Origin of the sequence: Mucilaginibacter agri, from assembly GCF_009928685.1 — a bacterium.
GTDB lineage: Bacteria > Bacteroidota > Bacteroidia > Sphingobacteriales > Sphingobacteriaceae > Mucilaginibacter > Mucilaginibacter agri.
Map to the genome: position 1 here is coordinate 156,667 of NZ_WWEO01000042.1, position 14,713 is coordinate 171,379.

The following is a 14,713-nucleotide window of genomic DNA, read 5'->3' on the forward strand; positions in this document are numbered from 1 at the left end:
ATATTATAATCTTTGTGCTAAACGCTTAACCATCATGTTTTTCCAGTCGTAAAACTCGCCCGAGATAATCTTTTCGCGAGCTTCGCTAACCAGCCATAAATAAAAATGCAAGTTATGTAAAGTGGCTATCTGTGCACCCAATATTTCTTTAGATGTTAATAAATGCCTTAAATAACCTTTACTATACTCCCTATCCGACCATAAATCGCTATCAGCTTCAATTGGCGAAAAATCGTTCTTCCATTTCTCGTTACGCATGTTCAGGATACCGTCTTTAGTAAATAACATGCCGTTTCTGGCATTGCGGGTGGGCATTACACAGTCAAACATGTCAACACCCAGGGCAATATTTTCCAGTATATTAACCGGTGTGCCCACGCCCATTAAATAACGTGGTTTTTCTGTCGGTAATATATTGCAAACCAATTCGGTCATGGCATACATTTCCTCGGCTGGTTCGCCTACAGATAGGCCGCCTATGGCATTGCCCTCGCGTTCGAAAGAAGCAATTACTTCTGCTGATTTTACGCGAAGATCCTTATAAACAGAGCCTTGTACAATAGGGAAAAAGGTTTGGCTGTAGCCGTATTTTGGTTCGGTAGTGTCAAAACGGTCGCAGCAGCGTTTAAGCCAGCGGTGCGTCATGTCGATAGATCGGCGCGCATAATTGTACTCGCAAGGGTAGGGAGTGCATTCATCAAAGGCCATAATAATATCGCCGCCAATGGTACGCTGTATATCTATCGCATTTTCGGGGGTAAACAAATGTTTAGAGCCATCGATATGGGAGCGGAAAGTAACGCCCTCCTCCTTAATCTTGCGTACTTCTGTAAGAGAATAGACTTGATAACCGCCGCTATCCGTTAATATTGGCCTATCCCAGCCAATAAATTTATGCAATCCGCCTGCCTTTTCGAGCGTGTTTAAACCTGGGCGGAGATATAAATGATAGGTATTGCCCAGTATGATCTGTGCTTTGATATCATTTTTTAATTCGTGCTGATGTACTGCTTTTACCGTGCCCGCAGTGCCCACAGGCATAAATATGGGCGTTTTTATGGTTCCGTGATCGGTTGTTATTTCGCCTGCACGGGCTTTTGATAACGGATCTTGAGCTTGTAAATTAAATTTCATTGTAAGAATGCAAAAATAACATTTTCAGTCTTTTAATCCCGAATCATTATTTTCATAGTTAAGATTTTAATTCACAGTTTTTTTAACATTTTTGCCGCATATTATTTTCTGAGATTGGATATACAAATACAAGCGGCTTTATTGGGGGTATTAGGCATCTGTTTTATTGTTCAGATGGCCTATCTTTTAGGCTGGCAAAACAAGCTAAATAGCTATAAATCTGCGGAAGAGCTACCACAGACCGCTATCCCGGTTTCTGTAATTATAAGCGCACGCAACGAGTTTGAAAATTTGGGCAAATATCTACCCGGTATTCTTGAACAAAAGCACCCCGAATTTGAGGTTGTTGTTATAAACGATTGTTCGCAAGACGGTACGGCGGATTTGCTGGAAGAATTTGAAACTAAATATCCTCATCTTAAAATTGTTAACGTTACCGAGAGTCGTAAATTTAAAACCGGCAAAAAATTCGCGTTAACAATGGGCATTAAGGCCGCAAAGTATCCCAATTTATTGTTTACTGATGCAGATTGCGAGCCTTTGTCAGAAAATTGGGTCAGCAGAATGGCTGCTCATTTCGAAAATACCGAGACTGAAATAATACTTGGATACTCGCCGTATTATAAAAAAAGGGGTCTTTTAAACTCGCTTATCAGATTCGAAACTATTAAAACGGCTATAAATTACTTGTCTTCAGCCCTAAAAGGCGATCCGTACATGGGAGTTGGCCGTAATATGGCTTATCGTAAGGAATTGTTTTTCAGTGCCAAAGGATTTGCGTCACATATGCACATCTTGTCGGGCGATGATGACCTGTTTGTTAATCAGAATGCTACAAAATATAATACCGTAGTAGAGGCAAGTCCCGAATCTTTTGTTTTTAGCGAACCTAAAACCAGCTTTGGAAGCTGGTTTCGCCAAAAAAAGCGCCATATGGGCGCTGGTAAGCTTTATAAGGGGAAACACAAACGCCGGTTAAGCCTTGATGCTATTACTGGCTTCCTATTCTACGCCCTGTTTTTTGCCTGTTTGGCATTTAAACCAGCGCTGTTCATTGCGTTCATTTTATTTGTTTTGCGTTGGGTGGCACAGATATTGGTTTATAGAAAACAATTTACTACTTTACGAGGTAAAGACTTTGTTTGGTACATGCCAATAGCCGACGCCTTATACTACTTGTACGTCAATGTTTTTGGCCTGGTTGGATCACTAATTAAAACTAACCAATGGAAGTAAATAATCATTTCACCGAGAATGCCAAGAACGATTTCCAGCTTGTGCTTAAAGCACGGGAGGGAGACCAGAAAGCCTATGCGAGTTTAATGCAGCGGTATAAAGATTCTATTTACTTTATGGCGCTTAAAATGGTTAATAATAAGGAAGATGCGATGGATCTCACCGTTGAAACCTTTGCCAAAGCATTTGACAAACTCGATAAATATCAACCCGATTTTGCTTTCAGTACCTGGCTGTTTAGAGTTGCCACCAATAATTGTATCGATTTTATCCGCAAAAAGAAACTGAATACCATGTCTTTACATGGTATGGTTGATGATGATGGAGACGAACGGCCAATGCAAATCGCAGCGGATGAACTGAACCCGGAAGAATTTTCGATCAAAAAACAACAAACTCAGGAACTTAAAGCGCTGGTAGACAGTTTGCCACCCCGATATCGCAACCTTATAACCCTGCGCTATTTTGACGAGCTGAGCTATGAAGAGATCTCTACACAGCTGAGTTTGCCCCTTGGTACGGTTAAAGCTCAACTTTTTAGGGCTAAATATCTGCTGGGTAATATCATAAACCGCCGAAACAAAAATGACCTCTGATCTGATTCTGCAATATTTTCCTGATCTGACACCGGCTCAACTGCAGCAATTTGCCCAATTACAAGGCCTGTACGAGCATTGGAATAGCCAAATTAACGTAATATCGCGTAAAGATATCGATCAGCTTTATGAGCGGCACGTACTGCATTCTTTAGGTATAGCTAAGGTAATGAGCTTTTTGCCTGGTGAAAGTGTGCTTGATGTTGGGACAGGAGGAGGCTTTCCTGGAATTCCGCTGGCCATCTTGTTTCCCGAAACACAGTTCTACCTGGTTGATTCTATTGGTAAAAAGATAAAGGTTGTTCAGGAGGTAGCCAAGGCCTTGGGGCTTACTAATCTGCGCGCTGCGCATTTGCGCGCGGAGCAGGTAGACGAGAGGTTTGACTTTGTGATTTCACGTGCTGTAACCCGTTTAAAGGAGTTTTATCCGTGGGTTAAGGATAAATTTAACAAGCAATCCAAAAATACTTTGGCTAATGGTATCTTATACCTTAAAGGGGGAGACTTGGTAGAAGAGATAGCGGAGTCGCGTTTACCGGTTAAGCGCTATGACCTGAAGAACTATTTTAAAAGTGAATTTTTTGATACCAAACAAGTAATCTACGTTAAAGTATAACCATCTTTATAGATAAATAGAATGAGAAAGCCTGACCAGTCACTGGTCGGGCTTTCTCATTTTTGTATGGTTTGTATCCTTGCGATAACCCGCAGTATGGGCGGGAATTATTTTTTTATTCAATTCTCAGGCGCTTAAATTTATTTCATAAAAATCTATTTTAAAATTGCTTATAAGCTTTATCTAATCTTATAGTTTAAATAGATAATGCGATTTTTAAAATTGCCTCGCTATTAATCTTTGTTATTTCTTCCCTCGTTCCGAAAGCAGGATCAGTTCTGCCAGATCGGTTATGTTCAGTTGCTTTTCTTTGGCAAGGTAGGAGATGAGCTCCTTTACCGAATCATTAAAGAAAGTCTTCAATAACTTATCAAAAGCCAGTTTCTTGTATTCATCAGCACCTATAAGGGGATGGTATACATGCGATGTTCCATAGGCCTTATGGCCAACAAATCCTTTCCCTTCTAATACCCTTACCACCGTGGAAACGGTTGTATAGGCCGGTTTTGGCTCCGGCATCTTCGCTAAAACGTCTTTAACGATGCCTTCTTTTAATTGCCACAGGATTTGCATTACCTGCTCTTCTGCTTTGGTTAACTCCTTCATTTTGCTCAAAAATAGCAACTATATCCATAGTTTAATGTAACTATAAGGATAGTTTTGTTACTATTTTTATAGTTTAGAATGAGTGTTTTGCTACTATTTCTATAGTTTGAGAACTATTAATGTAGTTTGTTGGTGCTTATATAATTGAAATACAGTTATTTAATCAAAATATTGCCTTTTAAACACCGAATCAGTACTTTGGGAATACTATGTCCCTTATCCACCAACTCGCCCTAACGTTTATTAAAAACATTGGCCCTGTACTGGCAAAATCTATGGTTGCCTACGCAGGAAATGAAGAAAATGTCTTCCTTATACACCCCTCTAAGCTTGGAAAAGTGCCTGGAATAGCTGCTAAAACCATTCAGCAAATAGACTTTAAATCGGCCCTTGAGCGGGCTCAGCAGGAGGCTGAATATGTTACTAAGCATAATATAGATGTGATCTTTTATACCGATCCACGGTATCCTAAGCGCCTAAAGGCATGTAACGACGCGCCTGTGCTATTATACGCACGCGGGGATATGGATCTTAATACACAACGCGTTATAAGCGTGGTGGGCACGCGTAAAGCTACTGCATATGGTAAAGACCTTTGCAGGGAGCTTGTTGAGGAGCTGCACAGCTATGGGGCTTTGGTGGTTAGTGGTTTGGCTTATGGTATCGACATTGCGGCCCATAAAGAGTGCCTTAAATTAAATGCACCTACTGTAGGCGTGCTTGGACATGGGCTCGATAGGTTATATCCTGCTGCACATCGCTCTATTGCCGACAAAATGATGCTCAATGGAGGGCTTTTAAGTGAGTATCCTTCTGGTACACTACCGGACAGGGAGAACTTTCCAGCGCGGAACAGGATTGTGGCAGGCATGGCTGATGCTACCATTGTTGTAGAGGCCGGTATTAAGGGCGGAGCGCTAATTACAGCTGAAATAGCTAATTCCTATAACCGCGATGTATTTGCATTCCCTGGGCGCGTTAATGATGAGTTTTCGGAAGGGTGTAATTACCTTATCAGGCATCATAAAGCAGGGCTGCTAACTAACGCTGCTGATTTGGCCTTTACATTAGGCTGGGAGAAGGGAGAGCAAGCTATTAAGAAACCCAACCAGCTAATGATGGCAATGGATCTAACGGCAGATGAGCGGCAAATTATGGAAGTGTTAGGGCAAAGCCCATCTATCGCTATAGACGAGCTTACCCTTAAAATAGGCATGCCGATCAGCTTGCTAAGCATGAACCTGCTAAACCTCGAAATGCAGGGCTTTATACGCTCCCTGCCGGGTAAGGCATATTGTATCAGCTAAGATCAATTTGGCTCGTTAAACCAGCTAATTTTGCCTGTATCGGCTGATATGGCATTCCAAATATCTGTATCGAATATAAGGAGCGCCGCAGCGCAGGTATCAAGGTTGCAATAATCTCCGGTGAGGTAAGTAATTATGTAGCTTAGACCCGGATTATGGCCCGAAAGGGCCACAAAATCATACTGGTTTGGAAATTGGTTGATCATCTTCAGTAAGGCGCTTTCTGAGGCTTCATATACTTCATCAATAAAACCCAATTCAGGTAAATCAAGATGTTTTGCAACGATCTCCGCAGTGGTTTTGGCCCGCAAAGCCGGGCTGGTAAACATTTTTTGTGGTATCAATCCCTCGGTTTCCAGCTTTTTGGCGAGTTGCTCGGCATCTTTAATGCCTGATTTTTTTAGCGGGCGATCAAAATCTTCGTAATCACTATCGTGAGAGGCCTTGGCGTGCCTGATTATTAGTAACTTTTTCATAGGCAAATAATTACTATTCAAATAAGTACCCTAAACTAACGGTTAATAAACGATTTTTGATGCTCGATGTTCCGGTATCAAGTGATGGTTGCGATGCGATATTTTTAAGCCCCAAAGCATACCGGATATCGAATAACAAATGATTGTTAAGCTCTAAACCGGTTGTGAAGTTAAGGCCTGCATCGTAGCGTTGCACGTCTTTATCTTTTCCAAACTCGAGTTTTTCTGATGATACGCTGTTAGGGGTTTCAAACTTATACTTGCCGCTTAACGCATAGGCAGCGTAAGGCCCTCCGCCTAAATAGATCATACCCAAACCCGGAAAATTGAACTTTTTGATGAGGTTAACGGGAAGATCAAGGTAGGTAATCTTAGGGGTAGTGGTAATGCCATCTTCGATAATTTCGGCCCCACGGTTATTGATGCCTAATGTTGTTTGGATATCAAACTGATGTGGCAGGCTGTATCTTACTATGCCGGCAAAGTTTAAAGTAATTATTGAATTAACAGATATAATATCTTTATTATTAATACCTTGATCTGCAATTCCTCCACCTGCTTTTACCCCCCAACTAAATTTCTGGCCGTAACAGTTAATAGTTAAAATGCTGAACAGACAGACTAGAATGTATTTCATGTTATATCTTAAAATCATTGATTGGCAAAATTTATTAAGGGTTGTTCTGGCATTTCGTTCATGCATTTAAAGTGGCCCAGCGGGCACTGCGACAAGCCGAATTTAGAGCATGGTCTGCAAGGTAATTCTATGCCCGCCACCAGCGCATCTTTAACCTGGTAGGGTTGTACACCCAATAGTTCCGGTACGGTACCTCCCCAAACGGAGGCTATAGGCCTGTCGAACGCCTCGGCGATGTGGGTTAAACCTGTATCGAAACCAATAATGTTGACAGCGTTGGCTACTAAAAAAACAGATTCATCCAGCGATGTAATACCACAGGCATTGTAAGCTTTATCTCCCAAGGCAGCAGCTACGATATCGCCATTGGCTTTTACATCGTTACCACCTAAAAGTAAAACAGGTTTTTGTATCTGTCTACAAATGTTGATGATCTTTTCATTAGGCATCCTTTTGGTAAAATGTGTAGCGCCGATAACAAAAGCAACATAGCCCGATTGGTGGCTTAGAGGCACCAGATCAGCTAACTGATGTTGCTTTTTGATATAATAGTCAATCGGCCGGCCATCATTGCTTATACCCAAAAACTTAACCGTTTTCAAATAACGATCCACCAGGTGAATCGGCTCAATCAACTTTAAATTGAATTTGAGGCTAAGCCATTTTCGAATGCGCTGCTTATCGTAAGTGGAAGATTTAATGCCGGTGCGCAACTTAATTAACGAAGTACGCAGGTTGCTATGCAGATCGATAATGTAATCGTATTTCTCTTGTCTAATTTCTTGAATGGTATCACTCAGCTTCTCTTTTAAAAGGAGTAACTTATCCAGATGCGGGTTGGCATCGTAAATGTATTTGAAGGCAGGCTTGGTTAAAAAGTGGATCTCAGAATCTGGCAATTGCTGCTTAAGGCAACGTACCACCGGAGTGGTATAAATAATGTCGCCCATTGAGCTAAACCGGATCACCAGTATCTTCATATGCTATCGCCTCAGGAAGTTTGGGTCCTGATTTTGTTGATTATTGAGGTAGATGAATACCCTTCGACAAAATTAATAGTTTTTACTTCACCGCCATTGGCCATTACTTCTTTAGCCCCAACAATATTTTCGATGGTGTAGTCGCCGCCCTTTACGAGTATATCTGGCATAATGGCGTTGATAAGATTGGCTGGGGTATCTTCCCCGAAAATAACAATGGCGTCAATAAAAAAGAAAGCGCTTAGCAGCAAAGCCCGGCTATCCTGATGGTTAACTGGTCGGCTTTCACCCTTTAATCTTTTAACCGAAGCATCGGAGTTAAGACCTATGATGAGCTTATCGCCCAGTTCGGCAGCCTGTGCCAGGTAGGTGATGTGTCCTGTATGTATCAAATCGAAAACCCCATTGGTAAACACGAGCTTTTGTCCATCCGCTTTCCATTGGGCTACTTTTTGAAGTAGAGCCGGAAGTGTGCATACCTTATTAACCAATGTAGTTTCTATACTGCTCACGTTAAATTAATAGTTTAATTAAATTGTATATTTATTTGAATACTAGTATTTTGACGTTTTATTTTTGCATATCAGCAATGATTTCTTCTACAGATGCTGTTGCGTTGCCTACATGTTTTATCACAATTGCTGCGGCGTGGTTGGCCACTTCACTGGCTTCCTCAATTTCTAAACCTTGTGCAATAAAGTAGGCAATGGTTGCCAGCACCGTATCACCGGCTCCGGTTACATCAAATACTTCAGTAGCTTTTACCGGGAGTAACTGATAGGCTAGTTCGCTTAAAATTACCATCCCTTCTTCGGATAAAGTAACGATCAAATAGTCGACGGCGGTTTCATCAAAAATGATCTTCGCTGCTTTTTGCAGATCTTCCAGGTTATGAATCTTTTCGGACTTTGCTGCTTCGGCCAATTCCTTACGGTTGGGTTTGATAATAAATGAACCCTTGTATTTAGAGTAATCCAATCCCTTCGGATCAACAATTACCTTTTTGCCATCGGCTTTAGCAGCAGTAATTAAACTTTGCGTTAGCGATGGGGTGAACAATCCTTTGTTGTAATCGGAAAACAAGACGATGTCGGCTTGCGCTATACTGTCTTTTAACGTTTCAGAAATCTGCTCTTCTAAATCAGCATTAACCGGATTGGTAACTTCTCTATCAATACGTACCAGTTGGTGATTGCCGGCTAATACCCTCGTTTTAACGGTGGTGGGGCGGGTGTTATCTGTAATTATCGCATGAGTATCGATCCCATCCCCCTGTAATATTGATAATAATTGTTCGCCATGCGTGTCATTACCAATAAGACCGCCAATAGTAACTTTAGCACCTAGTGCCAAAAGGTTTTTAGCAACATTAGCTGCACCGCCAAGGGTAACAGATTCGCGTTTCACGTTTACAATTGGTACCGGCGCCTCGGGCGAAAGCCGGGTAGCCTCGCCCCAGATATACTGGTCGATCATCAGATCACCAATTACCAATATGTTGGGCTGCTGCTGCTTTTGCCTTATGGTGTTAACTTTATCTAATAACATTGATATTTATTGAATACCGCTTAAACTATGCTTTCGGCTTTTTATTATTAAAAATTTCTGTTATTTGCTGTAGGTTCATAGCATTTAAACATTGTTCAGCGCTTAAACCGCCTTTGCGGGCCACCAATACACCATATTTCATGTCGTGGAACCCTTCATTTCGGTGTGCATCGGGGTTAATGGATAGCATCACACCTTTATTAAGTGCATACGATTGCCAGCGCCAATCGAGATCTAACCTAAGTGGATTGGAGTTGATCTCGATAACTACATTATTTGCCGCACAAGCGTCAATTACTTTTTTATAATCAATGTCGTACCCTTTACGGGTAAGCAATAGTCTGCCGGTGGGGTGCCCTAATATCGTAGTGTACGGATTTTCGATGGCTTTGATTAGGCGCTCGGTTGCCTTTTGTTCATCCATCTTAAGGTTGGAGTGAACTGAGGCAACAATAAAATCGAATGTTTTCAGGATCTCATCCTCATAATCCAAAGACCCATCATACAATATATCAGCTTCGATGCCTTTGAATATATGGAAGCCGTCTAACTTTTTATTGAGCTGATCTATTTCTTCGTGTTGCTGTAATACGCGTTCTATACTTAACCCCTTAGCGTAGAAAGCGCTTTTGCTATGATCACTGATACCCAAATACTCCAGTTTGAGTTGATCGCGACAATACAAGGCCATTTCCCCTAGCGTATTTACACCGTCGCTCCAGGTACTGTGATTATGGAGAGAACCTTTTAAGTCGCCTAAAGTGATGAGTTGTGGTTGTACAGGTCGATTTAAAATATCTTTTCCTTCGCGTAGCTCAGGATGAATCCACGGCAGTCCAGCTTTTTCGTAAATGATTTCCTCGCTTTCGGGTTGAAGTATATCATCAACAATCCGGGCCAGTACGGCTTCAACATGTTCTTCGGTACCCGTTTGTACAAAAAGCTCTTTAAAGTATTTGTGTTTCGGAACGCAGATAAGTTCTACTAATAGGCCATTCTCCAACTCCCCATTCAGTCGGCAGTCGTCAACAACCAGATTCTTTAATAGATCTGAACCCTTGAGTGCATCAATGCCTATTTCTGCATCGCGCGTGCCAATAACAATTGAGAGTTCGTTAATGATATCGTTGCGACGGCGGTACTGTCCCGAAAACTCGATCAGCGCACCCGGCATAAAAGCTTTGATCTGGTCCATCAGTTCTTCGGCCTCTGCCTCAACCTGCGCGTAAAGGAAGCTGCCATTGCTGGCCATGCGGAACTCTAATACCTTCCGAATTTCTTCCTGTGTTTTTAAACCGAAGCCTTTGGCTTCAATTAAACGGTTTTCGTTACAGGCGTATAGCAATTCACCAATATTTTCAATACCTAAGTCGTGCCATATTATGCCGATCTTTTTAGGGCCGATGCCTTTGATGCCCAGCATTTCTACAATGCCTTCTGGTGTTGCGGCCAATAGGTCGGTTAAGTCGGTTATGCTTCCATTTTCAAGTAGTTCTGCAATCTTAGCTGCCGTGCTTTTGCCCAGGCCATCTATCTTTTCCATTTCGGCTAAAGATTTACCAGCTATAGGAAAGGGCAGTTTATCAACTTTAAAAGCCGCATTGGCAATAGACTTAATCTTAAACGGATTTTCGTCATGCAATTCCATTAGTTGCGAAAGCAACCTAAGTGTACGCGCTATCGGTTTATTTTCCATATTGGTTTGCCGTAAAAATACAAAAGCCACCCAAATGAGTGGCTATAGTTAATAATTAATTATCGGCTGTTATTGTTTACGTTAACAGCCGATAATGTAAAATTGTTACTTTATGGTGATTACATAAGGCATACGGGCCTGCGGTGTACGCATCATATTTTGCAAACCCTTCACTTGCTCGTAGTACTTAAAGTTTTCGCCAAGCTCAGATTGTATCGCTCTTGTTTTCATTTCGGCACTAAAACCAGCGCCAAATTTATTGAAGATACTTTTTTGTTCGGGGTAGGTGACAACTTTATAGTCTGTTATTTTAGCTTTTCTGGCCGCAGACTCAATGGCGTCATTAATGTTCCCCAAACGGTCAACCAAACCTAACTTTAACGCTTGCGAACCTGTCCACACGCGGCCTTGACCAATACTGTCTATATAAGACTGCGTTTTATGACGCCCTTCGGCTACGGCTTTAGTAAAATCGTCATAACCGTGATTGATCTGCGTTTGCAGTATGGCGCGTTCTTCTGGCGTAAGCGGGCGGCTGATATCGCCAAGATCAGCAAACTTGCCGGTCTTTACGCCGTCGAAGGTTACACCTAATTTATCGTTGAAGAATTTTTGCATATTAGGCAGAATAGCGAAAATACCTATCGAACCCGTAACAGTGTTTGGCTCGGCGATAATTGAGTCGGCTGCGCAAGCAATATAATAGCCACCAGAAGCAGCATAATCGCCCATCGATACGATAACCGGCTTCACCTTGCGGGTAAGCACAATTTCGCGCCATATCACTGCCGATGCCAGTGAACTACCGCCCGGTGAGTTTACACGCAGTACTACAGCTTTAACTTTATTGTCTAAACGTACTTTACGGATAGCTGCAGATACTTTGTCAGAACCGATGCTGTTATCATCACCATCACCACCGTTGATTTCGCCCGAAGCGTATATCATCGCAATACGTCTGTCTGATGATCCTTCATCGTCTTTTTTGTCGCTGGCAGCTTTGGTATAGTCGTCAATACTGATGCTATTCAGATCTTTATTATGTTTAACACCGGTACGGTCTTTCAAATCGTCCAATACTTCATCTTTATATTTAAGGCCGTCAACCAGTTTGTATTTTAAAGCGTCTTCCGGATACTGGATTTTAAGATTGCTGGCAATACTTTTTAATGAATCAACATTTAAATGGCGGCTATTGCTTATACCTTGCAAAAAGTAATCATACAGCGAGCCCATATAAGAGGTAACCTGCTCGCGATTGGCATCGCTCATTTTGGTGAGCACAAAAGGCTCAACCGCGCTTTTGTAAGTGCCTACTTTAATAACCTGCACTTCTACCCCCAGTTTATCAAGCGTCCCTTTCAGAAAAGTAATTTGCGAACTAAAGCCGCTGAAATCGAAAATGCCCTTTGGGTTGATATAGACTTTATCGGCAACAGATGCCAGGTAATAAAAACTTTGTGTATAGATCTCAGCATAGGCTACAATAAATTTGCCCGATTTCTTGAAATCGATCAGCGCTTTGCGAATCTCTTCTGTAGTAGCCTGGCCCGAAAGCATGTAGCTTTGACTTAGATAAATACCTTTAATGTTATCGTCTGTCTTGGCCTTTTTAATATTGGCCAGAATATCATTTAAGCCGATGGTTTTATCGGTATCAAAACCTAAAAAGCTTAAACCGGCAAGCGGGTTATTAGGGGTGCGCTCTGTAATAGGGTGATCGATAGCAATACTTAGCACAGAGTTTGACTCCACTGTTTCGCTTTTATCACCGCTGGCCGAGGCCACAATACCTATCAGAACGAAGATCAGAATAATTGTTGCAAAAATTAGTCCGACGATGGTGGCTAATACAAATTTGAAAAATTGTTTCATTAAGTGGTATAAATCTTTTTATCTATGCAAACTTAGCAAATAAGCTATGTTAATGTTTAGAACCCGTTATATAATATTTGTTACAACATGATTAAGGTTTTTTTGTTATTGGGAAGTAACCTGGGCGATAGGCAACTTTTTCTGAAACAGGCCATTAACGGCATAAAAAATATTGCTGATGTGGTAAAAGTATCGTCGATATATGAAACCGAAGCGTGGGGAAAGGAGGGAGAGCCTGATTATTTAAATCAGGTAGTGATAGTAAAAACGGATATGTTGCCAAGGGCGATGCTAAAAAAAATACTCGACCTCGAACTTTCTTTGGGTAGGCAGCGGAATGAGAAGTGGGGATCGCGTACCATCGATATCGATATTTTGTTTTACGGCGAAATGGAGATCAATGACGACCCTGACCTAACTGTGCCTCATCCGAGATTGCATGAAAGAAGATTTACTTTAGAACCTTTAGCAGAATTGGCCCCTGATTTTGTGCACCCTTTATTAAAAAAGACTATCTTACAATTGAAAAGTGAGCTTACCGATAGCTTGATTGTGAAAAAGTTATAACTTTGAATATAATACTAATAATACCTCTTATGGCTGATAACCAAGACCTTGATCTGACCTTTTTATACGAGATAGCCGACGGCAGTAATGAGTTTATCGTGGAGTCGATAGATATGTTTATGCAACAATCACCTGAATTACTGCACCTTATAGATACTGCTATTACTGCAAACGATTGGCCGGCCGCCGCTGCTTCTGCTCATAAATTAAAACCTAATCTGGGTTTCTTCGGCATGCTGGAGAGCCAGACTGCTATGCAAGAAATAGAGCACCTGGCAAAAACCGGTGCACCCGATGTGCACCTGATTACCACTAAGTTTAACGAAGTAAGAAGCGTAATTACAGGTAACCTGCGTAAACTTCAACAAATAAAAACAGAGGCCGCAGCGCAGCTTTAAACAGCTTTTATTTCAAAAGTGTAACTTTCCATAATAAGGTTAGCTAACAGGCTTTTGCAGGCTTGTTCAACCTTAGCATGGGCTACCTCTGCACTTTCTGCATGGATCTCTAAAGAGATATGTTTACCGATACGGATATTATCGATTTCGGCCAAACCCAGGTTTTTCATACTTCCTGAAACTGCTTTTCCTTGTGGATCAAGAATTTCTTTTTTTGGCATTACGTCTATTTCGGCCTGGAATTTTGTCATTTGGCTATTCTTCTGAATTGGATTACTGATAGGGCGATATACATAAGTATAACGACCGGAACTGCGGCAAATTTAAAAAATAGAATCAAAATAGCCGAGAATAATAGCAGTAAATACCTGAATATATTTGTGTTGAAATCGCGGTTCTTAAACTTAAGCGACATAAGCGGCATTTCTGCTACCAGTAAAGCACACATTATCAATACAAAGCACGATAAAAAGTATGGATTGAGGATATAGTCTGTAAAGAATGAATTATGCTCACGCAGTATTAAAGGGAATGATGCAATGAGTATTGCATTGGCTGGAGTGGGTAAACCTATAAAGTTTTCTGCCTGACGGGTATCAATATTGAATTTAGCTAACCTTAACGCCGAAAATACCGGCAGTAAGAAAGCAATAAAATTAAGTATACTGCTAACGTGGTCTATCTGCGGAGCCTGTAAGAAAAGCTCATACAGTATTACAGAAGGCAAAACACCAAAGCTAACCATATCGGCCAACGAATCCAGATCTTTGCCTATGCCCGAAAATGATTGTAGTACACGGGAGGCTAGTCCGTCGAAAAAGTCAAATATAGCGGCCAAAAATATACAATAGGAGGCAACCACCAGGTTGTCCTGAAACGCAAATACTATGCCTACGCACCCACAAAACAAATTAGCGCAGGTAATTGCGTTAGGTAAGTGCTTTTTTACTCGTCTCTTCATCCGATTGTAAATATAGCAACCTATTATTAAGGTTTTATGAACTTAAGTGTTTTAATCTTAGTTCATAAAACCTTAATTTT

The 14,713-nt window shown here is 41.3% G+C and carries 17 protein-coding genes; 6 read left to right on the forward strand and 11 right to left on the reverse strand.

Annotated features, from left to right (window positions below; all coding sequences use genetic code 11):
* Positions 1-3: 3 nt before the first annotated feature.
* Positions 4-1,134 carry a tRNA guanosine(34) transglycosylase Tgt gene (tgt, locus tag GSY63_RS10680; protein WP_166585796.1) on the reverse strand — a complete coding sequence of 377 codons (1,131 nt, stop codon included), beginning with the start codon at positions 1,132-1,134 and terminating at the stop codon, positions 4-6.
* 174 nt (positions 1,135-1,308) lie between these two features.
* Here tgt and GSY63_RS10685 point away from each other — a divergent pair, with 174 nt between their 5' ends.
* The 3 genes from GSY63_RS10685 to rsmG are packed head-to-tail and all read left to right on the forward strand — an operon-like array spanning position 1,309 to position 3,582.
* Positions 1,309-2,370, forward strand: coding sequence for a glycosyltransferase (locus GSY63_RS10685; protein ID WP_166585797.1), 1,062 nt, complete (start codon positions 1,309-1,311; stop codon positions 2,368-2,370).
* Positions 2,361-2,966 carry an RNA polymerase sigma factor gene (locus GSY63_RS10690; RefSeq protein WP_166585798.1) on the forward strand — a complete coding sequence of 202 codons (606 nt, stop codon included), beginning with the start codon at positions 2,361-2,363 and terminating at the stop codon, positions 2,964-2,966. The genes GSY63_RS10685 and GSY63_RS10690 overlap by 10 nt, the downstream gene beginning before the upstream one ends.
* Complete coding sequence (rsmG, locus tag GSY63_RS10695; RefSeq protein WP_166585799.1) at positions 2,956-3,582, forward strand: 16S rRNA (guanine(527)-N(7))-methyltransferase RsmG; 627 nt, start codon at positions 2,956-2,958, stop codon at positions 3,580-3,582. Before GSY63_RS10690 ends, rsmG begins: the two co-directional genes overlap by 11 nt.
* A gap of 243 nt (positions 3,583-3,825) precedes the next feature.
* On the opposite strand, the gene GSY63_RS10700 is transcribed toward rsmG, so the two are convergent.
* A complete protein-coding gene (locus GSY63_RS10700) occupies positions 3,826-4,188 on the reverse strand; it encodes a BlaI/MecI/CopY family transcriptional regulator (protein ID WP_166585800.1) in 363 nt (120 codons plus the stop codon).
* Positions 4,189-4,397: 209 nt separating this feature from the next.
* Here GSY63_RS10700 and dprA point away from each other — a divergent pair, with 209 nt between their 5' ends.
* Positions 4,398-5,495: a DNA-processing protein DprA gene (dprA, locus tag GSY63_RS10705; protein ID WP_166585801.1), complete on the forward strand. Its 1,098-nt coding sequence runs from the start codon at positions 4,398-4,400 to the stop codon at positions 5,493-5,495.
* A gap of 2 nt (positions 5,496-5,497) precedes the next feature.
* Here the strand turns inward: dprA and GSY63_RS10710 are convergent, their stop codons facing one another.
* The 7 genes from GSY63_RS10710 to sppA form a co-directional block, all read right to left on the reverse strand.
* Positions 5,498-5,971, reverse strand: coding sequence for a SixA phosphatase family protein (locus GSY63_RS10710; protein ID WP_166585802.1), 474 nt, complete (start codon positions 5,969-5,971; stop codon positions 5,498-5,500).
* A 13-nt stretch (positions 5,972-5,984) separates the two neighbouring features.
* On the reverse strand, positions 5,985-6,608 hold the full coding sequence (locus GSY63_RS10715) for a porin family protein (protein ID WP_166585803.1): 624 nt from the start codon (positions 6,606-6,608) through the stop codon (positions 5,985-5,987).
* 14 nt (positions 6,609-6,622) lie between these two features.
* Positions 6,623-7,588 (reverse strand): glycosyltransferase family 9 protein, encoded by a 966-nt coding sequence (locus GSY63_RS10720; RefSeq protein ID WP_166585804.1) that lies wholly within the window; start codon positions 7,586-7,588, stop codon positions 6,623-6,625.
* 11 nt (positions 7,589-7,599) lie between these two features.
* On the reverse strand, positions 7,600-8,100 hold the full coding sequence (gene rfaE2, locus GSY63_RS10725) for a D-glycero-beta-D-manno-heptose 1-phosphate adenylyltransferase (RefSeq protein ID WP_317168560.1): 501 nt from the start codon (positions 8,098-8,100) through the stop codon (positions 7,600-7,602).
* Between the two features lie 58 nt (positions 8,101-8,158).
* Entirely contained in the window at positions 8,159-9,136 is a 978-nt protein-coding gene (gene rfaE1 / locus GSY63_RS10730) for a D-glycero-beta-D-manno-heptose-7-phosphate kinase (RefSeq protein WP_166585805.1), read from the reverse strand.
* Between the two features lie 25 nt (positions 9,137-9,161).
* Complete coding sequence (locus GSY63_RS10735; RefSeq protein WP_166585806.1) at positions 9,162-10,832, reverse strand: DNA polymerase/3'-5' exonuclease PolX; 1,671 nt, start codon at positions 10,830-10,832, stop codon at positions 9,162-9,164.
* Between the two features lie 105 nt (positions 10,833-10,937).
* Positions 10,938-12,707 carry a signal peptide peptidase SppA gene (gene sppA, locus GSY63_RS10740; protein WP_166585807.1) on the reverse strand — a complete coding sequence of 590 codons (1,770 nt, stop codon included), beginning with the start codon at positions 12,705-12,707 and terminating at the stop codon, positions 10,938-10,940.
* Between the two features lie 87 nt (positions 12,708-12,794).
* Here sppA and folK point away from each other — a divergent pair, with 87 nt between their 5' ends.
* On the forward strand, positions 12,795-13,274 hold the full coding sequence (gene folK / locus GSY63_RS10745) for a 2-amino-4-hydroxy-6-hydroxymethyldihydropteridine diphosphokinase (RefSeq protein WP_166585808.1): 480 nt from the start codon (positions 12,795-12,797) through the stop codon (positions 13,272-13,274).
* A gap of 29 nt (positions 13,275-13,303) precedes the next feature.
* Positions 13,304-13,672, forward strand: coding sequence for an Hpt domain-containing protein (locus GSY63_RS10750; protein WP_166585809.1), 369 nt, complete (start codon positions 13,304-13,306; stop codon positions 13,670-13,672).
* On the opposite strand, the gene purS is transcribed toward GSY63_RS10750, so the two are convergent.
* Positions 13,669-13,923 carry a phosphoribosylformylglycinamidine synthase subunit PurS gene (gene purS, locus GSY63_RS10755; RefSeq protein WP_166585810.1) on the reverse strand — a complete coding sequence of 85 codons (255 nt, stop codon included), beginning with the start codon at positions 13,921-13,923 and terminating at the stop codon, positions 13,669-13,671. The genes GSY63_RS10750 and purS overlap by 4 nt on opposite strands.
* Positions 13,920-14,633, reverse strand: coding sequence for a CDP-diacylglycerol--serine O-phosphatidyltransferase (pssA, locus tag GSY63_RS10760; protein ID WP_166585811.1), 714 nt, complete (start codon positions 14,631-14,633; stop codon positions 13,920-13,922). Before pssA ends, purS begins: the two co-directional genes overlap by 4 nt.
* Positions 14,634-14,713: the final 80 nt, after the last annotated feature.